This window comes from Mycolicibacterium boenickei (assembly GCF_010731295.1).
GTDB lineage: Bacteria > Actinomycetota > Actinomycetes > Mycobacteriales > Mycobacteriaceae > Mycobacterium > Mycobacterium boenickei.
The window spans coordinates 283,385-303,008 of the sequence record NZ_AP022579.1; the positions used below are offsets into that span (position 1 = coordinate 283,385).

Annotated in this window: 17 protein-coding genes; 2 read left to right on the forward strand and 15 right to left on the reverse strand. The window is 66.9% G+C overall.

All coding sequences use genetic code 11. The features are described from left to right. Window positions 1–46: 46 nt before the first annotated feature. The 7 genes from G6N57_RS01375 to G6N57_RS01405 all read right to left on the reverse strand — a co-directional run bounded on the left by G6N57_RS01375 (window position 47) and on the right by G6N57_RS01405 (window position 4,843). Window positions 47–1,234: an RNA-guided endonuclease InsQ/TnpB family protein gene (locus tag G6N57_RS01375; protein ID WP_174814443.1), complete on the reverse strand. Its 1,188-nt coding sequence runs from the start codon at window positions 1,232–1,234 to the stop codon at window positions 47–49. After that, complete coding sequence (tnpA, locus tag G6N57_RS32270; RefSeq protein WP_077742511.1) at window positions 1,234–1,602, reverse strand: IS200/IS605 family transposase; 369 nt, start codon at window positions 1,600–1,602, stop codon at window positions 1,234–1,236. Before tnpA ends, G6N57_RS01375 begins: the two co-directional genes overlap by 1 nt. Window positions 1,603–1,841: 239 nt before the next feature. Beyond that, window positions 1,842–2,111 carry a flagellar basal body-associated FliL family protein gene (locus G6N57_RS01385; protein WP_077742512.1) on the reverse strand — a complete coding sequence of 90 codons (270 nt, stop codon included), beginning with the start codon at window positions 2,109–2,111 and terminating at the stop codon, window positions 1,842–1,844. Beyond that, on the reverse strand, window positions 2,108–3,502 hold the full coding sequence (gene lpdA, locus G6N57_RS01390; protein ID WP_077742513.1) for a dihydrolipoyl dehydrogenase: 1,395 nt from the start codon (window positions 3,500–3,502) through the stop codon (window positions 2,108–2,110). The genes G6N57_RS01385 and lpdA overlap by 4 nt, the downstream gene beginning before the upstream one ends. Before the next feature lie 30 nt (window positions 3,503–3,532). Next, window positions 3,533–4,042 (reverse strand): hypothetical protein, encoded by a 510-nt coding sequence (locus G6N57_RS01395; protein ID WP_234815649.1) that lies wholly within the window; start codon window positions 4,040–4,042, stop codon window positions 3,533–3,535. Next, a complete protein-coding gene (locus G6N57_RS01400; protein WP_174814444.1) occupies window positions 4,035–4,313 on the reverse strand; it encodes a putative holin in 279 nt (92 codons plus the stop codon). Before G6N57_RS01400 ends, G6N57_RS01395 begins: the two co-directional genes overlap by 8 nt. 35 nt (window positions 4,314–4,348) lie before the next feature. Continuing rightward, window positions 4,349–4,843, reverse strand: coding sequence for a DUF779 domain-containing protein (locus tag G6N57_RS01405; RefSeq protein WP_077742514.1), 495 nt, complete (start codon window positions 4,841–4,843; stop codon window positions 4,349–4,351). 64 nt (window positions 4,844–4,907) lie between these two features. Here G6N57_RS01405 and G6N57_RS01410 point away from each other — a divergent pair, with 64 nt between their 5' ends. Continuing rightward, on the forward strand, window positions 4,908–6,908 hold the full coding sequence (locus G6N57_RS01410) for a prolyl oligopeptidase family serine peptidase (RefSeq protein WP_234815650.1): 2,001 nt from the start codon (window positions 4,908–4,910) through the stop codon (window positions 6,906–6,908). A gap of 133 nt (window positions 6,909–7,041) precedes the next feature. Here G6N57_RS01410 and G6N57_RS01415 read toward each other — a convergent pair whose 3' ends face one another. From G6N57_RS01415 to ppk2, 6 genes are all read right to left on the reverse strand, one after another. Continuing rightward, window positions 7,042–8,544: an amino acid permease gene (locus G6N57_RS01415; RefSeq protein WP_077742515.1), complete on the reverse strand. Its 1,503-nt coding sequence runs from the start codon at window positions 8,542–8,544 to the stop codon at window positions 7,042–7,044. Then, window positions 8,544–9,614, reverse strand: a complete 1,071-nt coding sequence (locus G6N57_RS01420) for a Glu/Leu/Phe/Val dehydrogenase dimerization domain-containing protein (RefSeq protein ID WP_077742516.1) — start codon at window positions 9,612–9,614, stop codon at window positions 8,544–8,546. The genes G6N57_RS01415 and G6N57_RS01420 overlap by 1 nt, the downstream gene beginning before the upstream one ends. An 85-nt stretch (window positions 9,615–9,699) precedes the next feature. Beyond that, entirely contained in the window at window positions 9,700–13,182 is a 3,483-nt protein-coding gene (locus G6N57_RS01425; RefSeq protein WP_097925951.1) for an indolepyruvate ferredoxin oxidoreductase family protein, read from the reverse strand. A 164-nt stretch (window positions 13,183–13,346) separates the two neighbouring features. Continuing rightward, entirely contained in the window at window positions 13,347–13,829 is a 483-nt protein-coding gene (locus tag G6N57_RS01430) for an Lrp/AsnC family transcriptional regulator (RefSeq protein ID WP_077742517.1), read from the reverse strand. A gap of 26 nt (window positions 13,830–13,855) precedes the next feature. After that, complete coding sequence (locus G6N57_RS01435) at window positions 13,856–14,704, reverse strand: hypothetical protein (protein WP_077742518.1); 849 nt, start codon at window positions 14,702–14,704, stop codon at window positions 13,856–13,858. 36 nt (window positions 14,705–14,740) lie between these two features. Continuing rightward, window positions 14,741–15,598 (reverse strand): polyphosphate kinase 2, encoded by an 858-nt coding sequence (ppk2, locus tag G6N57_RS01440; RefSeq protein ID WP_077742519.1) that lies wholly within the window; start codon window positions 15,596–15,598, stop codon window positions 14,741–14,743. Between the two features lie 185 nt (window positions 15,599–15,783). Between ppk2 and G6N57_RS01445 the strand changes: the two genes are divergently transcribed. Continuing rightward, on the forward strand, window positions 15,784–16,365 hold the full coding sequence (locus G6N57_RS01445) for a hypothetical protein (RefSeq protein WP_133118313.1): 582 nt from the start codon (window positions 15,784–15,786) through the stop codon (window positions 16,363–16,365). 6 nt (window positions 16,366–16,371) lie between these two features. On the opposite strand, the gene G6N57_RS01450 is transcribed toward G6N57_RS01445, so the two are convergent. Beyond that, a complete protein-coding gene (locus G6N57_RS01450; RefSeq protein ID WP_077742521.1) occupies window positions 16,372–17,901 on the reverse strand; it encodes an aldehyde dehydrogenase family protein in 1,530 nt (509 codons plus the stop codon). 243 nt (window positions 17,902–18,144) lie between these two features. Further along, window positions 18,145–19,164 (reverse strand): hypothetical protein, encoded by a 1,020-nt coding sequence (locus G6N57_RS01455; RefSeq protein ID WP_133118314.1) that lies wholly within the window; start codon window positions 19,162–19,164, stop codon window positions 18,145–18,147. Between the last annotated feature and the right edge of the window lie 460 nt (window positions 19,165–19,624).

Below are 19,624 nucleotides of genomic sequence, written 5' to 3' on the forward strand. Positions count from 1 at the left end.
CTAGATGCCGTGACTTCTCTGACGGCTGGAAGCCGCCAGCTTCTTCTCATGCCGCGTTGGCGTGAAGGGCCAGTCCGGCCCGCAAGATGTTACGTGCAGCGTGTTCATCTGCTTGAGCGCGATGCGAGCATCGCTGGCAGACGAATTCTGCTTGGGTGACGCGGTTCTCCCGGGCTGCATACCCACATTTCTCGCAGCCGTCGGAGGTGTGCCGGGGGTCGACCTCAATCCATTCACGCCCAGCCTCTTCCGCTTTGGCGCGCAGTTTTGAGACGAAACCACCCCAGCTCGCGTCGCTGATACTCCTGTTCAAACCGGACTTCGCCCGGGTACCGTTCTTGTGGAACTGCCCTGGGTTATCCGGGTCGGGCACAGGCTTGGCCCGCCGCACCATGTTGACGATCTTCAGATCCTCCACCACCAACACGTCGTAAGACTCGACGAGAGCACGTGCCTGTTTGTGGTGGAAGTCCTTGCGCTGGTTGGCAACCTTGCGATGCCGAGCCGCCACAGTCTGGCGCCGCCTTTGACGGTTCTTCGAACCGCGCTTGGCGCGCTGCAAACGCTGCTGCGCGGCGGCGAGTTCGTCGGCGGCGGCCCGGCCCCAGCGCGGATTGTCAATGTGCTCACCGTCGCTGGTGATGGCGAAGCTGGCGATCCCGACGTCGATCCCGGCCTGCCGGCCAGTGGCCGGCAAGGGATTGTCGGCCACGTCGTCACACGACAGAACCAGTATCCAGCGCCGCCCCTGCCGCTTGACCTGGATCGTCTTCACTCGTCCGGCTACCGGGCGGTGCAGTTCTACTTTGACCTGCCCGATGCCTTGCAGATACACCCGCTTGGACTCGGGCAGCCACCGGGCACCGTCACCGTCTTTGGGCCACCCCACGCTGTCGAACCGGGTCTTGCCCTTGAACCGCGGATACCCCGACTTGACACCAGGTTTGGCTGTTTTCACGCGGCGGAAGAATCCGTCGAAGGCCTTGTTGAGTCGCCGCAGGGTGGCCTGTTGGCTGGAAAACGACCACACCGCGTGATCCGCACGTGCGGCCCGGATCTCAGTCAGCTGCGCCGACTGATCCCCGTAGTAAATGCGAGTCTGGTTGTGTGACCAAGCATCCCGCCGTTCCTGCAATGCCGCGTTATAGAGCTCGCGGTGCGCATCCAAGCACCGCCCCAGCGAGACATGCTGGCGGGCGGTGGGGCGCAGCCGAAACACATACGAGCGGCGCATCACGCCACCGCATCCCACTGATGCCCGATGTACCCGCAATGCAACGGCGACCTCAACACCTTCGCCAACCGCCGCAGATATCGGAACTCCGCACGCAGAACCCGTGTGGTACAGCCATTGAACGCCCGCACCGCCTGTGCCCGGGTATCAGTTAGCCCGATCCGCACAAACAGGTGAACGTGATCGGGCAAAACCTCTTCGGTCACGAACTCCCAGCCGTGCTCGCCAGCAACCTGCTCCAGCAGCTCGCCACACCGCGCCGCTACACGACCGCCCAGAATCCGGCACCGATACTTCGGGCACCACACCGGGTGCAGCCCGAGCGAGCACACCCCACCCCGAGTGCGACGAAACCGGCGCTCCGACATGCAGCACAAGTTACGAGACGACACCGACAAACTCGCGACCACACGCTGTTCACCAGGCCCGATTCCCTCGACGGCTAAAGCCGCCGGTCCCCTCGGGACGCACTAATGGGGTTCCCTGTGCTGCCGATGCGGACGGGCCGCGGCCCGATCTGTCCTCATCGACATTCGTCCAGGGTGTTCCCGTCGAGAAGCGCAGAATCGCTCGAAACCCGGACTCCGTCGTTGTGCGATCACACAAACTAGAGGTAGGTGACCCCGAGCAACACGAGCGAGAACAGCACCGGCGACACCGGCAGCGTCCACAGGAACGCCGCCCAGGTGTGGGATTTCTGCTGGTACTTACGCCAGCCGAAGTAGCCGCCCGCAGCGCCACCGATCAACGACAGCGCGGCGACCAAGAGCACCCAGATGTTCACCCGGGAGCCCTCGGTGGCCAACGTGATGGCGGCCAGCCACAGGATGTGGCCGAGCACCAATCCGCCGATGCCGGCGATGATTTCGTTTCTCAAAAGTTGATCATGTGGCCGGCCAGACCGTGGAAGCACTCCTGCAGCGCCTCTGACAGGGTCGGGTGGGTGTGCACGTTACGGGCCAACTCGTTGGCGGTCAGGTCCCACTTCTGGGCCAGGGTGAGCTCCGGAAGCAGCTCGGACACGTCCGGGCCGATCAGGTGCCCGCCGATCAGTTCGAGGTGTTTCTTGTCGGCGATCAGCTTCACGAAACCGGTCGGGTCGGCCAGGCCGTGGGCCTTGCCGTTGGCGGTGAACGGGAACTTGGCGACGACCACGTCGTACCCCTCGGCCTTGGCCTGCTCCTCGGTGAGCCCGAAGCTGGCCACCTGAGGCTGGCAGAACGTGGCGCGCGGCATCATGCGGTAGTCGCCGAGTGCGAGAGTCTCTGCGCCGCCGATGGTTTCAGCGGCCACGACGGCCTGGGCCTCTGCGACGTGGGCGAGCTGCAGCTTGCTGGTGACGTCGCCGATGGCGTAGATGCCCGGCACATTGGTGCGCATGTACTCGTCGATGGCGATGGCGCCGCGGTCGGTGAGCGCCACGCCCGCGGCTTCGAGGCCGTAGCCCTCGATGTTGGGCGCGAAGCCGATGGCCTGCAGCACCTTGTCGGCCTTGAGTTCCTCGGTGTTGCCGTCCTTGCTCACGGTCACCTTCACCGTCGAGCCATCATCGGCAATCGCCTCGACCTTGGTGCCGGTGAGGATCTTGACGCCCAGCTTCTTGTACTGCTTCTCGATCTCCTTGGAGACCTCGGCGTCCTCGTTGGGCAGCGCGCGCGGGAGGAACTCGACGATGGTGACGTCGACGCCGTAGTTCTTCAGCACGTAGGCGAACTCCATGCCGATCGCGCCTGCGCCGGCGATGATGATCGAGCCGGGCAGGTCGCGCGAGAGGATCTGGGTTTCGTAGGTGACCACGTTGTCGGACAGCGCGGTGCCCGGCACCAGGCGCGTCGACGACCCGGTGGCGATGATCGCGTTGTCGAAGGTGAGCTCTTCGGTGCCACCCTCGTTCAGCTTCACCGACATCGACTTGGGACCGGTGAAGGTGCCGTAGCCGTGAACCTCGGTGATCTTGTTCTTCTTCATCAGGAAGTGCACGCCGGCGACGCGGCCGTCGGCGACCTTGCGGCTGCGGTCGAAGGCGGCACCGTAATCGAAGGTGGCCTCACCGCTGATGCCGAAGGTCTTGGCTTCCTTGTTGAAGATGTGCGCGAGTTCCGCGTTGCGCAGAAGCGCCTTGGACGGGATACACCCGACATTGAGGCACACGCCGCCCCAGTATTTGGGTTCGACAATTGCGGTGTTCAGCCCCAGTTGGGCGGCACGAATGGCCGCGACGTATCCACCGGGACCAGCTCCGAGAACGACGACGTCAAAGTGGGTCACGACCCCACCCTAGTGGGCGGCGCAATGGTCCTACCGGGCGATCCAGCCGAACACGTAGGCGCCGTAGAAAACCGCCGCGGCGGCCATCGCGGCCAGCGGCGCCGACATCAGGGCGATGGCCAGGGCCGATACCAGGGGTTTGCGTTGGGCCGTCGACGCCACCAGGGCCCCGACCGTGGTGACGACGACATAGGCGAGCGCGGCGAACACCGGCCACGTCTTGTCGGCTGCCTGATACCAGTAGTAATACAGGCCTGCCCCTGCCGCGGCGGAGACGAACCACACACCGGCCAGCACGCCGACGAACGTCCACCACTTCACCGACAGGTAGGACCCCTCCACCACGATGGGCGGGACCGGGGCGGGCAGCGGCGCCGAGGGGGCATCGTCGGAGGCCGTCTCGTCGGGGGTCATGTCCTCCGCGGACGGTGCCTCGGCCGACAACCCCGCGGCCGAGAGCTCCTCGTCGAGGGCCTCGTTCTCGCCCGTATCGAACAACGGGGTGAAGTCCGCGGTGGATGTGTCGAGGTTCTCAGCCATGCGATGCCACCTGGATGATCGCCAGGGCACCGAACCAGCCGGGTGCGATGGCCAGGACACATGCGCCGAGCGTGGTGACCCACCGTCGCCCCGAGATCAGGACCATCACGATTCCGAGAACGCCGGGTACCCCGAGGACGAGCGCGATCACCACATCGGGCCGGACGGTGGCCGTGACCAGCAGTGTCGTGGCGATACCTGCCAGCAGCCCGACCGCTACGCCGACCAACATCGCGCTGGTCAGCAGCCACGCCCGTGGCAGCGGAATCACCCTTCGACGATAACGCCGCGACCCGTGAGCGCCCGCTACATCCGCGCGGCGCGTCCTCCTGGGATCGGGCAGGCGTCGGCTGCTTCGTCGACGATGTGGCTGCCGGTGTCGGCCGGTCGGGCGCCTGCGCTGTACTGCGCTCCGGTCACCGGGGGTTGATCGGCCAGCTGCTCGTTCTCGGAGTCGGTGAAGGCGCGGCCCCGGGACAGAAACCGCATCCCTTCGGGGGCTTCCAGGCTGAAACCACCGCCGCGGCCGGGGACGACGTCGATCACCAGTTGGGTGTGCTTCCACGCCTCGAACTGCGGGCCGGAGATCCACACCGGCACGCCGTCCCCGACGTCGAGGATGGCCAGCAGGATGTCGCGGTCACCGACGATGAACTCCCCGTCGGGGTAACACATCGGCGACGACCCGTCGCAGCAGCCGCCGGACTGGTGGAACATCAGCGACCCGTGACGCTGCTGGAGCCGCGCCAGCAGTTCGGCGGCGGCCGCGGTGATCAGGGCCCGCGCCGGTGCCTGCCCCATCGGGTCCTCGCTTCCGTCGGCGGTGTTGTCCAGCTCACATTACGCGCGCGGTCACAATGGACGGGTGGCAGCGGACCCTTACCTGTGGCTTGAGGACATCACCGGCGACGACGCGTTGGCGTGGGTGCGGGCGCACAACGAGCCCACGATCGCCGAGCTGAGCGGTGACCGTTTCGAGGCGATGCAATCCGAGGTGTTGGAGATCCTCGACACCGATGCGCGGATCCCGTACCCGGGCCGGCGCGGCGAGTATCTGTACAACTTCTGGCGCGACGAGGCGAATCCGCGCGGCCTGTGGCGGCGCACCACGCTGGACAGCTACCGCACCGACGATCCGGACTGGGACGTCATCCTGGATCTGGACGAGCTGGCCCGCTCCGAGGACGAGAACTGGGTGTGGTCCGGGCCCGAGGTGATCGAGCCCGATCACACGCTGGCCATGATCAGCCTGTCCCGGGGCGGCGCCGACGCCACCGTGGTGCGCGAGTTCGACATGCGGACACGGCAATTCGTGCCCGACGGGTTCGAGCTGGCGGAGGCCAAGTCCTCGGTGTCCTGGGAGGACGAGGACACCCTGCTGGTGTGCACCGACTTCGGTGCGGGTTCGATGACCGAGTCCGGCTATCCGCGGATTGCCAAGCGCTGGCGCCGCGGCCAGCCGCTGGCCGAGGCCGAGACTGTCTACGAGGCCGAACCGACGGACGTCCGTGTGATCGCCTCGATCGACCGGACCCCGGGCTTCGAGCACACCCGGTTGGGCCGCTACACCGACTTCTACCACCGCATCCGGTACGAGCTGCGCGACGGCGAGCTGATCGAACTCAAGGTCCCGACCGACTCGTCGTTGTCGCTGCACCGCGAGTGGCTGCTGATCTCATTGCGTTCCGATTGGCAGGTGGGTGACGTCACCTACCCGGCCGGGGCACTGCTGGGCACCAAGTTCGACGATTTTCTCTCCGGCACAGCCGATCTCGCGATGATCTACGAGCCCGACGAGCACAGCAGCCTGTCGAGTGTGCAGTGGACCAGAGACAAGCTGGTCCTGATCACGTTGCGCGATGTCGCCAGCCACGTCGAGATCGTCACTCCGGGGACGTGGGAGCACCGGGACGCACCGGACATTCCGCCTGCGACGGACACCATCGTGGTCGACATCGATCACGAAGGTGACGAGGTCTTCTACAACTCAAGCGGATTCACCACCCCGTCCCGTCTGCTGTACGGCACCGCCGGGGGCCCGCTGGTCGAGGTGAAGTCGGCACCCGCGTTCTACGACGCCGACGGCATCCGCGTCGAGCAGTTCTTCGCCACGTCCAAGGACGGCACCAAGGTCCCGTATTTCGTGGTCGGGCGCCGTGACGAGCCGAGCCCCACGCACCTCTACGGCTATGGCGGATTCCAGAATTCGTTGACCCCCGGCTATATCGGCGGCGCCGGGCGCGCCTGGTTGTCCCGCGGCGGGACGTACGTGCAGGCCAACATCCGCGGCGGCGGCGAGTACGGCCCGGGCTGGCACAAGCAGGCCATGCGGGAGAACCGCCATCTGGTCTACGAGGATTTCGCCGCGGTCGCCGCCGATCTGGTGCGCCGCGGCATCACCACCGTCGAGCAGCTCGGCGCGTCCGGCGGGAGCAACGGCGGGCTGCTGATGGGGGTGATGCTGACCCACTATCCGGAGCTGTTCGGCGCGCTGGTGTGCAGCGTGCCGCTGCTGGACATGAAGCGGTTCCACCTGCTGCTGGCGGGCGCGTCGTGGGTGGCCGAGTACGGCAACCCCGACGACCCGGCCGACTGGGAGTTCATGTCGAAATATTCGCCGTACCAGAATATTTCGGCGACGGCGAAGTACCCGCCGATCCTGATCACCACCTCGACGCGCGATGACCGGGTGCATCCCGGACACGCCAGGAAGATGACGGCGGCCCTGGAGGCGGCCGGGCACCGGGTGCTGTACTACGAGAACATCGAAGGTGGCCACGGCGGGGCGGCCGACAACAAGCAGGCGGCGTTCAAGGCGGCGCTGACCTACGAGTTCCTCTGGCAGACGCTCGGGGACCGGGCCTAGCGACGCGGCGCGGGCTCGGTGTCGGCCGTCGCTTTCCACCTCAGGGCTGTTGATCGGCTGTCAGAACCGCCCGGATGTAGAAAACGACGCAGGGCCTAACCGCGCCCGTGGGAACGCGTCCGGAATTGAGCCGTCAGACCGCCACCTCGACCGGCTCTTCGATGTCCTCGCGCACCGGTTGCCTCCCTCGCGCGAGCAACGAATGCGACCGTCCATAGGCGAGGTACACGACCGCACCGATCCCCATCCAGATCACAAAGCGCAGCCAGGTCTCGACTTCGAGGTTGAGCATCAGCCACAGGCAGGAGCCCGCGGCCAGGATCGGGATCAGCGGGACGAACGGGACGCGGAAACCGCGCTTCAGGTCGGGCCGGGTCCGGCGCAGGATCGGGACCCCGACCGCCACCAGCACGAACGCCACCAGGGTGCCGATGTTGACCATCCCGGCGAGCGTGCCGAAGTCGACGAACGCCGCGAGTCCCGCGCAGACCGCGCCGACGACGACCGTGAGCCGCACGGGTGTGCCCCGCTTCCCGGTGTGCGCGAGGCCGCGGGGAATCAGGCCGTCGCGGGCCATCGCGAACAGCACGCGGGTCTGGCCGAGGAACATCACCATCACCACGGTGGACAGGCCGGCCAGCGCCCCGATGGCGATGATGTTCTTCACCCAGGTGGCGCCGTGTAGAGCGAACGCCGTTGCCAGGGTGACATTTTCGCCCTGCAGCTGGGTGTAGTGCACCATGCCGGTGAGCACGATCGAGACCGCCACGTAGCACACGGTGACGATGGCCAGCGACGCGAAGATGCCGCGCGGAACGTCGCGCTGCGGGTTGCGGGTCTCTTCGGCGGCGGTGGCCACCACGTCGAAGCCGACGAACGCGAAGAACGCGATGCTGGCCGCCGACAGCAGGCCGAGCCACCCGAAGCTCGTGCCACCGGATCCGGTGAGCCAGGCGAGCATCGACTGGTGTACGCCGTCGGCCTTTGCCGATGGCTCCGACGGGGGGATGAACGGTGTCAGGTTGGACGCCTTGAAGTAGGTGGCCCCGACGATCAGGATCAGCAGGATCACCCCGAGCTTGATCGCCACCGCGACGGCGGATACCCGCGACGACAGCTTGGTTCCGGTCGCGAGCAGGAACCCGACGATCGCGATGATCGCCACCGCACCCCAGTCGAACGTGACCGACCCGAGGTGCACGACCGGCGTCAGTCCACCGAGCACTTCGCCCAGGTATTGCGACCAGCCTTTGGCGACAACGGAAACCGCGAGCGCGAACTCGAGGATCAGGTCCCAGCCGATGATCCAGGCGATCGCCTCACCGAAGGTGGCGTACGCGAACGTGTAGGCGCTGCCCGCGACGGGGACGGTGGAGGCGAACTCGGCGTAGCAGAGCGCGGTCAGCCCGCACGCGATCGCCGCGATGACGAAGGCCAGCGACACCGATGGCCCCGCCATGGTGCCCGCGGTCCGCGCGGTCAGGGTGAAGATGCCGGCGCCGATGACGACCGCGACACCGAACACGGTGAGATCCCGTGCCGTCAGGTCCCTGCGCAGCTTCGAGTCCGGCTCGTCGGTGTCCCGGATCGACTGCTCGACCGATTTGGTGCGGAACATCCCGCCGCCGGCCGACATCAGATGGCCCCGTCGAGTCGCCGCTCGGCGAACAGGTTCGCCGCCGCGCCGGTGCCGATGCCCGCATCGCGGGCCGCGGCGATGATCTCGCGGCACCGGTCGAAGATGCGGGTCACGTCGGCCTCGACGGCCGCCCGGTCCGCACCCTGCAGTTCGCCACCGACCTGGATGAGGCCACCGGCGTTGGCCACGAAGTCGGGCACCCAGGTGATCCCGCGCCGGCCGAGCGTCAGCTCCACATCGGGGGTCGCGAGCTGGTTGTTGGCCGCCCCGCAGATCAGCTTGGCCTCGATGGCTTCGGCGCTGGCCGGGGTCAGGGTCGCGCCGAGGGCGCACGGGGCGTAGACATCGACCGGGGCGGTGGCGACCGAACTCAACAGCCGCACCGACGGGTGGTCGATCGAAAGGCGTTGCAGCGCCGCGTCGTTCACATCGGTCGCGCACACCTCGGCGCCGTCGGCGAGCAGCATGGCGATCAGTTCGCGGCCGACCTTGCCGACGCCCTCGACGCCGACCGTCCGGCCTGCCAACGATGCTGTTCCCCAGACGGATTCGGCACCCGCACGCATGGCGTTGAACACACCGAGCGCGGTCAGCCGCGCGCTGTCGCCGGAGCCGCCCGCGGCCACGCTGCGGCCGGTCACGTGCGGGGTGTACTTGCCGATGACGTCCAGGTCGTCGGTGTTGGTGCCGACGTCGCCCGCGGTGAAATACCGGCCGCCGAGGCCGTTGACGAACCGCGCGTAAGCGGCGAACAACGCCTCGCTCTTGTCGGTCGCGGGGTCACCGATGATCACGGCCTTGCCGCCGCCGAGGTTCACTCCCGCCGCCGCGGCCTTGTACGACATGCCCCAGGACAGCCGGAGCACGTCTTCGAGCGCCTCGAATTCGTCGGCGTACGGGTACATCCGGGTGCCACCGAGGGCCGGGCCCAGTGCGGTCGAGTGGATGGCGATGATCGCCTTCAGGCCGGACTTGGCGTCCTCGCAGAACACGACCTGCTCATGGGCTCGTGAGCTCAACTCCTGCGAACGGCCGAATACTCCCGACGCGGTGTGCACAGCGGTCACTACGGTTCCTTTCAGATAGCCGCATGTTCGGCGGCATGGGTTGGGCTGCCGCATGTTCGGCGGCAGCAGACTCAGCGGTGGCCGGTCAGGCCGTGATGCCGAGGTCGCGCAGGCGGGCCCGGTACAGCTCGACGTTGCCGAGTTTGACGTCCTCGTAGCCCCGCACCAGATCGGGCAGTCCGGCTGCCTCGACCGCGTGTGCGTAGTTGTCGGCGCTCAGTTCGGCCGCCAGCCGGCACACCATGTCGGTGTAGTGAGCCAGCAGTTCCCGCTCCACCTTTCGGACGTGGGCATAGCCGAACGGGTCGAGCTTGGTGCCGCGCAGCACCTTGCCCTTGGCGAGCAGCTTCAGCGCCGCATGCGATTTCGGGCCGAACCCGACCTTCTTCGCGCGGCCCATCGCCCGCAGCACCGGCGGATGCAGCCGGTAGGTGAGCTTTTCGCCGCCGGGCACCTGCGCCTGCACGTCGGCCAGGAAGGCCGGATCGACCAGCAGCCGCGCGACTTCGTACTCGTCCTTGTAGGCGGTGAACTTGTGCAGGCCTCGCGCCACGGCCTCGCTGAACGCGGTGTTCTCGGTGATCGCACGCTCCGCCTGCCACACCGCATGGACCGTATCCACATAGCGCCGGGCCACTTTCGCGTTCTGGTAGCGGACCAGCTCACCGGTCCGAAGCTCGACCAGCCTGCGGACTTCGCCGTCGAACGTGGTGCCGGCCAGCAGCTCCCGGTCCACGACCGTCGGCGCGGGCTGCGGGCCTGCCGCCGACACCGCCGCGGCGAAGGCGGCCGGATCGGCGACCGCGACGCGACCCCAGCGGAAGGCCGCGACGTTGGCCGCGACCGCGACCCCGTTGATGCCGATGGCCTCTTCGATGCTGGCCTCGGGCAGGCGCAGCCCGCCGTTCTGGAATGCGGCGCCGACGACGAGGAAGTTGGCCGCGGCGGTGTTGCCGAACAACGCCTGGGCTGCGGCGAGCGCGTCGAAGTGGGTCAGCGTCCGGGTGGTCGCCGTGAGCCGATCGAGCAACGACTGGGCGTCCGGGTAGGCAACGGACTTGTCGTACACCATGTCCCCGGTCGGGGTCTGGCTCGTCGAGGCCACGGCGACGGTGCGCGCGGGACTGCCGTAGGACAGGTTCTTGGTGTCGGTCGCGGTCAGCAGGTCGATCGCGATGACACAGTCGGCGCTGCCGGGCGTCAGCCGGTTGGAGGGCTCCAGTTCGGTGGTCGAGAACCGCAGGTGCGACACCACTGGCCCGGCCTTCTGGCTCAGCCCGATCTGGTCGAGGCTTTCGACCGCGTACCCCGCGCGCAGCGCGGCGGTGGCCAGAACCTGGTTGACCGTCACGATCCCGGTCCCGCCGATGCCGGCCAGCAGGACGTTCTGGGTGCCCGTGGGCGCGGCAAAGCCCGGATCGGCGACGCGCGGCGGCTCCACGGCCCTGTGGCGTCGGGAGGCCTTGCGTCGCTTCGTGTCCGGTGTCAGTTCGACCGTCGCGAAGGACGGGCAGTCACCGTCCAGGCAGCTGTAGTCGGTGTTGCACGAGGTCTGGTCGATGCGGGTCTTGCGCCCGAACTCGGTGTCGACCGGCTGCACGGACAGGCAGTTCGACTTGGTGCCGCAGTCGCCGCAGCCTTCGCAGACCGCCTCGTTGATGACGACGCGGGTGTTGCGGGTGGGCAGGGTTCCGCGCTTGCGCTGGCGACGCGCGTCGGCGGCGCAGTGCTGGTCGTAGATGAGCACGGTCACGCCGGGGATCTCGCGCAGCAGCTTCTGCGCTTCGTCGAGCCGGTCGCGGTGCCACAGCAGCGTGCCTTTCGCGAGGGCTTTCCTGTTGTGCCGCTTGGGTTCGTCGGCGCAGACGATGATCTGCTTGACGCCTTCGGTGCTGAGCTTGTGGGTGAGCTTCGCGACACCCAACCCGCCCTCGACGTCCTGCGCGCCGGTCATCGCGACGACTTCGTTGTAGAGCAGCTTGTAGGTGATGTTCACCCCCGCCGCGATGCAGGCCTGCACCGCGAGCTGCCCGGAGTGGAAGAAGGTTCCGTCGCCCACGTTCTGGAACAGATGCGGGACATCGGTGAACGGCGCCTGCCCGATCCACTGGCTGCCCTCGCCGCCCATCTGGGTCAGCCCGACCACCGCGCTGTCACTGCGGCCGGACATCGTGACCAGGGTGTGGCAGCCGATCCCGCCGCCACCGATCGAGCCGTCGGGAATCGCCGTGGAGCGGTTGTGCGGGCAGCCGCTGCAGAAGTAGGCGGTTCGCTTGGCGGACAGCACTTCCAGTGACAGCGCGGGCGGTGGCGTCCGCTTGAGCTCGACCCGGTCGCGCAACACGCGGCGAAGCGGCGCCAGCAATCGGCCGGCAGTCAGCTCTCCGCCGACCGGGAACAGTGGGGCGCCCGCGGCGTCATATTTGCCGACGATCTGCGGGGCATCGGCTGAGCCGTAGAGGATCTCGCGGATCTGGGTCTCGATGAACGCGGTCTTGTCCTCGACCACGATCACCTGCTCGAGTCCGCGGGCGAACTCAAGTACCGACCGCCGGCCGACGGGGTAGGGCATCCCGATGCGAAGCAGGCGGATTCCGGCCCGGTGCAACGCCGCGTCGTCGACGCCGAGGTCGAGCAGTGTCTGACGCACTGCGTCGAACGTCGTGCCGGTGGCGGCGATGCCGACCTTGGCGCGGACCGGGTCCACCTCGAGAACGTCGAGGGAGTTCACGTCACCGAAGGCGCGCACGGTTTCCCAGCGCGGCCCGTAGAGGTCGGCTTCGGCGAGCAGGCTGTCCGCCGGCGCGGCCATCGGGCGTTGACGGTAGCTGAACGGTTTTCCGTCCCAGGTGATTTCGGGAACCGCGATCGCGAGGTCGGCCACGTCGGCGTCGACCGTCCAGGCGCCGTCGGCGACGTCGGCCACGATCTTCATCGCCACCACGCAACCCGACGCGCGCGACAGCGCGATCCCCCGCATGCCCATCGTGATGATCTCTTCGGCGTTGCGCGGGAACAGCACCGGGATGCCCAGGGCGGCGAGCGACCGCTCGCTGACCGCGGGCACGGTCGACGACTTCGACGCGGGGTCGTCGCCGACCAGCAGCAGCACGCCACCGCGTGGGTTGACGCCGTACATGTTGGCGTGCCGCAGCGCGTCGGTGGCCCGGTCGACGCCGGGCCCCTTGCCGTACCAGACCCCGACCACACCGTCGTGGGTCGGCTTTCCGGCCGGGAGATCGGTCTGGCTGCCCCAGACCGCGGTGGCGGCGAGTTCCTCGTTGAACCCGGGCGTGAAGACGATGTCGTGCTCGCTGAGCACACCCGGCATGTCGAGCAGCATCTTGTCCACGCCGCCCAACGGGCTGCCCTGATAGCCGGAGACGAAGGTCGCGACGCGACGCCCGGCGCGGGTGTCCCGGACGTGCTGCTCCACCATCATTCTCGCGATGGCCTGCACCCCGGTGAGGAGCACCGGGCCGGCGCCGGAGCGATACCGGTCAGCGAGGTCGTACGGCGCGGAGGGTTCCACCACCGCGAGTTCGGAAGCGCTCAGAACGCTGGTCACGTCTATCCACCACACCTTCCACAACCCAGATCGTGAGCTGCAAAGCGAGGAACATCTAGCAATCGGTGCAGTGGAATCTGCTCCTGCGTGTGATCTGCGTCAATAGTCGGCGGAAAAGTTGATCAGATTGCTCAATTGTGACGTGGCCCACTGTGACCTACGCATCATTTTGTTCGATGCTGCGTCAGATGCCGCACGAGCGGCAGTGACCGGTATTCGACCGGCGTCGCCATCGCCAGCATCGTCTCGGAATGCTTCACCCCGTCGATCCGGTGCACCTGCTGGATGATGTCGAGCAGTTCCTGCTGGGTCTGAGCGGCGATCCGGACCAGCAGATCCGCTCGCCCGGTAGTCGCATGCACCTCGAGCACGTGGGGATACGCCCGCAACGCCTCGATGATGGCGTCCATCTTGTTCTGGTCCGTCTCGATACCGACGAAGGCGTGCACTGTGAACCCGAGCTCGGCCAGGTTGATGTTCGGCGGATAGCCGCGGACCACCCCGGATTCCTCCAGGCGCTTCATCCGCGCCTGCACGGTGTTGCGGGCGACCTTCAGCCGTGACGCCAGCTCAAGGATCGGCAGGCGCGGTTCGGACGCCAGCATGGACAGCAGCGCGGAGTCGAGGGCGTCGAGCTTGATGGCCATGGGGCATTGTCCCACCGGCCCACGAATCAGCCCGATCTGCCGCGCAACCCGCCGAGCAGCGCCACCACGACGCCGAAGACCACCAGAACGCCGCCGGCGGCCAGCGTCAGGTTGAGCCACTGATGCAGGCCGTCGATCGCGTGGCCGGCCATCGCGTCGGCGATCTGCCGGATGTCCCCGCTGGTGTGGTTGAGCGCCTCGTTGAGGTAGCGCCGCCCCACCTCCAATCCGGCCCAACCGGCCGCCCCCACCAGTAGGGCCGAAATTCCCAGTGCGGCAAGAGTTTTACCGCGAGCACGGGCGACGGCCAAGGTCAGCAGGGCGAACACACCGGCCAGCACGGTCACCCCGACACTGACCCACGGGCCCCACACCGCCAGCGGGCGCAAGATCCCGGGCCGCAGGCTGTCCGGCGCTGACGACGCGATGGGAACCGTAAGTGTTTGCGGCACTTCGACACCGAAGCCGGACAGGGTTTCGCGGAACGAGGAATCCCTGAGCATCGGGGCTACGTCGATCACCCAGCTGCCGTCCTCGTTCCGGGACAACCGGTCGGTGAACATCCAGGTGTGGGCAACCTCGTTGGCCAACGCGAACTGGCCGGGAAAATCCGGGCCCGCGGTGTAGGCGCCCGCCACCGCGCGGATCCGGCGCGAATCCACGTCTGCCCCGTTCTGCGAGGCCAGCGATTGCACCTGGGTGGTGAGCTCACCGGCGACGGCCTGCTGCAACTGCGGGTCGGTGGCCGCCCCGGCGGCGAAAGCCGAGTAGCCCTCCTGGTCGACGATATTCTTCTGCACCCATGCCGACGGCACCGCGGCCGCCAGCAGCACCGTCGTCAGCACCCACAGGAACAGCGTCATGACGAATCGCACGCCGTCCTCCTAGTTCTCGGGCGGCGGCCAGACTGCTCAGTCCGACAGGGCACGCCCCACGATCAGCGGATCGGCGTGGCCGACCACTTCAAAATCCTTGTTGTCGTAATCGAACTTACCGAGCACGTAGCGCATGGCGTTGATCCGGGCGCGCTTCTTGTCGTTGCTCTTGACCACGGTCCACGGCGCGATTTCAGTGTCGGTCCAGGCGAACATGTCTTCCTTGGCCGCGGTGTAGTCGTCCCATTTGTCCAGCGACGCGAGGTCGGTGGGGGATAGTTTCCACTGCCGCACCGGGTCGACCTGGCGGATCGTGAATCGGGTGCGTTGCTCGGATTGCGTGACCGAGAACCACAGCTTGGTCAGGCTGATGCCGTCGTTGACCAGCATCTGCTCGAACAACGGGGCCTGGCGGATGAACTCGGCGTGCTGTTTGGGCGAGCAGTAGCCCATCACGCGCTCCACCCCGGCGCGGTTGTACCAGGAGCGGTCGAACAGCACGATCTCACCGGCGGCAGGCAGATGCTGGACATAGCGCTGGAAGTACCACTGGGTGCGCTCTTTTTCGGTCGGCTTCTCCAGCGCGACCACGCGGGCGCCTCGGGGATTCAGGTGTTCCATGAACCGCTTGATGGTGCCGCCCTTGCCCGCGGCGTCACGCCCCTCGAACACGATGACGTGCCGCAGCCCGTTGCCCTGGCTCCACTTCTGCAGCTTCAGCAGCTCGATCTGCAGCAGCCGCTTCTGCTCCTCGTACTCCTGCCGCGACATGCGGTCGTCGTACGGGTAGTTCTCCCGCCAGGTGTCGACGACCTCGCCGCTGGGTTCCAGCAGCAGAACGGGGTCGTCATCGTCGTCGTCACGGACCGCGTAGCCGGTGATGTCGAGAGTCACCGGCGCACCGTAGCGGGTCGGGCGGTCGAGACGGTGATGGTCCGGTGAACGTCAGGTAGCCGGCGCTGCTGTTGACGACTCGAAACTGCAGTAGGGCAATACTCAGTCCGCCCGAGGTACGGGGCGCGATCATCGGTGACGTCAATAGTCGCGCTCGGCATCCCTCAGAAGGGCACCCCATGTTCATGACGCTCGTGGTTCGCAGGTTCGTGGTCGGCTCGGCAATCGCCGCGGGAGTGTGCTCGGCGGGGTTGATCGCGGCGGGCACCGCAGGCGCCGCGCCCGGTATCTCCTACGACGGCGGCCCCGGCGACCCGGTAGGTATCGGCGACAACTCGCCCACCGGCGCGCAGGCCAATGCATCCAACGACAACCGGGCGCTGGCGATCAGCGTGTTCCGGCCCGCCTCGGCTACCGCGGTCGGTCAGAACCGGACCGGGAACAAGGTGTTCGCCCTCGACGGCACGGCAGGGTTCCAGAAGGACTACATCGACCCGTATACCGGCGACCACGACAACACCGTGGTCGCCATCAACGGCACCGCGACGGTGCACGGTGAGTGGACCAACGTGCTCGCCGTCGGCAGCAAGGTTTCGAACCGGCCGATCGTCACCTATCCCGACGGTTCCCAGGCGTTTGTCTACAGCGGCCCGGCGGCCACGTTCCCCGTGATCGTGCCCAGCTCCGTGGTCGTGGTCTGCGGACAGCGGATCACGGGAAGCGACGACATCTTCGAGACGTCGGGGAAGATCACCTGCCAGCCGTAGGCCGGGTTACTTGGCCTTGCGGCGCGGCCGCGCCAGCGCCAGCTTGGTCAGCAGCTTGTTCATCCTGGCGATGGCCTTCTCCGAGTTGTTGTAGTAGCTGCCGCCGGCACCGACGCTGGTGCGCGGCACCACCACGGTCTCCTGCTTGCAGAACTTGCGCACCCCGTCGATGCCGCCGAAACGCGCACCGATGCCCGAGGTCTTCCAGCCACCCATCGGGGCGGTGGTGCACATCAGGTTGGAGATGACGTCGTTGACGTTGACCGCGCCGCAATCAAGCTGGAGTGCAATAGCTTTGGCGCGCTCGACATCCTTGGAGAACACCGAGGCGCTCAGGCCGTAGGGGCTGTCGTTGGCCAGCCGAACGGCTTCCTCGACCGAGGACACCTTCATGATCGGCAGTGTCGGCCCGAAGGTCTCCTCCGACATGCAGGCCATCGAGTGGTCGACGTCGACGAGCACGGTGGGCTCGAAGAAGCTGCCCCCGCCTTCGGGGCGCTTGCCACCGGTCAGCGCCTTCGCTCCGGCCGCGACGGCCTCGTTGACGTGCCGTTCGGTGATCGCGACCTGGCTGTCGTCGATCTGGGCGCCGAAGTGGTAGCCCTCCCCTGCCCCCATCTTGAGGTTCTCGACGGCCTTGACGGTGGCGGCGACGAACTGGTCGTAGACCGGCTCGAGCACGTACGCCCGCTCGACGGACACGCAGGTCTGGCCGGCGTTGAACATCGCGCCCCAGACTGCGGCATTGGCGGCGAGTTCGACGTCGGCGTCCTCGAGCACGATCATCGGGTCCTTGCCGCCGAGTTCCAGGCTCACCGGGGTCAGGCGGCGTGCGGCGCGTTCCATCACCTTGGCGCCGGTCGCGCAGGAGCCGGTGAACTGGATGTAGTCGGAGTTGTCGATGACGGCCTCGGACACCGCACGCGCTCCCTGCGCCAAGGCGAACACCTCGGGGGCGCCGGAATCCAGCCAGCCGCGCAGCAGCACCTCGGCGGTCAGCGGGGTGCGCTCAGACGGCTTGAGCAGGACCGCGCAGCCGGCGGCCAGGGCGCCGATGGCGTCCATCATCGCGTTGGCGACGGGGTAGTTCCACGGCGCGATGATCCCGACGACGGGGCGTGGCCGGTAATGCACCTCGACCTTCTTGATGGACATGACGGGCAGCGCCGCCGGACGCGATTCCGGCGCCATCGCCTGCTCGACCACCTTGATGTAGTACGACAGGATCATGATCAGCAGCGGGACCTCTTGCGCGGCATCCATGGCCGACTTGCCGGTCTCGGCGATCAGGAGTTTCTCGATCTCGTCGCGGTGGTCTCCCAACCACACCGCATAGCGGGACAGCACCTTGGCGCGGCCTTTCGCCCCGCGTGCCTCCCACTCCTTCTGCGCTTCCCGCAGCCCGGCCGCGATGCGCGGCACGTCGGCAGCGTCGGTCCAGGTCACCTGGCCGGCGACGGCACCGGTCGCGGGGTTGTGGATGGTGCCGGAACCCGTGAACTCTCCGGTCAGAGCTACATCTGGCGTCGCAGTCATGCGGCCTATGTTAATCACCGTGTGTGACCCACGTCGCACCGGGGTTGACACCTGTCAAGTGCGAGGGCTGGATCCGCACTTCGCCGAGTGTGCACTCAGCGTTCCGAGTCTGCGCCCAGGGCGCTCGAACGCCCGAATTCGCGATCTGTGTACAGACTCGACAGCCCTGGCGCAGGCTCGAGACTCGAGGAGCTGCGCAGCGGGCGACGACCCCCCACCGTCGCCCACTGCGCTGCCCACACCTCAGTCCTCCGAGCCCGACTTCTCCGACTTCCTGGAGCTGAACTTCTTGGCCGTGTTGTCGGCCGCTTCCTTGACCTTCTTCACCACCCGGTCGACATTCGCCTTCGCCTTGTTCGAACGCTTCTCGGCCTTGTCCTTGGCGTCGCCGAGGGCGGTGTTGAGGCTCGTGACGTGAGGCTTGAGGTTGTTCACCTTCGAGCCCGTGTTGTCGTCATCAGTGGCGGACAGCGCCGTCACGCCGGGAGGGTTCTTCACGTTGCCGGTGCTGTCCACCTTGTCGCGGACACCCAGAGCTTGGGCCGCAGCCAGCCGCACCTGATCCCGCGCACCGATCAGCTGCTTGTTTCGGAACTGCATGATGGCGCCGTCAGGCCCACTGCCGTTTTCAGGTGCGGAAGTCCTGGGATTGTGGTTTGTGCCGCCACCGAGCTCCTCCGGCAGAGCGTCGGCAATACCCTCAATCGCCGGGTCTGCAGCCCACATCGGCGCATCGATGTACTCCTTGACCGCCTTGTAGATCGCGAGGTTGTCGCCGCTCGCCACCGCCTGCGCGACCGTGACCAGACCGAGAGTCGACAGGACGGGCAACTCAGCCGCATTTATGGCCGATCCGAGCAATCCCTCGGCGAGCTTGAAGGCGTAGTTGTAATCCTGCTTGGGGTCTACCCCAAGAGCCTCGGCGACCTGCGTCCGCACGGCGTTGGTGGTGGCCCAGAACTCGTTGTCACGCCAGGCTTTGGCCGCATCGCCGCCGCCGAGCTCCTCCGGCAGGGTGTCACGGGCGATCTCGATCAGCGGATCCGACACATACAGCGGTGCGTCGATGACCTGCCTGATTTGCATGTACAGCCGGTCGGGGTCGCCTACCTGCGCGGCAAGCACCAGCGGAAGAAGCGGGGCCTGCACGAACTGTTCCCCGACTCGCAGCCCGAACTCGGCCACAAGCTCGGCCTGGTTCATGCTCTGGAGCTGCGTGTAAGTCGCTCCCATCAGCGCGGCCTGCGCGTCGACCAGACGCATCGGAGTCGGCGTGACGGCCGGAGTGATGGCGATGACGCCCGCGGTGGCCGCGGCAACGCATGCGGTCAGGCCGCTCGCGACACGACTGTTCATAGAGATCCCCTCGAATGACTGGCTGTTTGGGCTGGCAGATCGCTCAGCTCGGGCAGAAAATTACCCTCCGCTCATCAAGATCTCAGCTTTTTCTCAGCTGGCCCGAGAGGGGTCCTTGCGAATGCAAACAACCGTCCGCCCAGCACCGTTGCCGCAAAGGCGCGAAAGTAACCATCCGTCCAGCTGAACATGAATATTGACGTTTGCTGGACCGCGTCGGAGATTCCAAAAGTCTTGCGGCACGCAACCATGCGGTTCGACCCGCCGACCTGAATGATCAAGTGATACTTGATAGTTAGGATCACCTGCGATCCGAAGATCAGACCTCCAGACAGCCGACTGATCGCAATTCGAGTGACACGGGTTG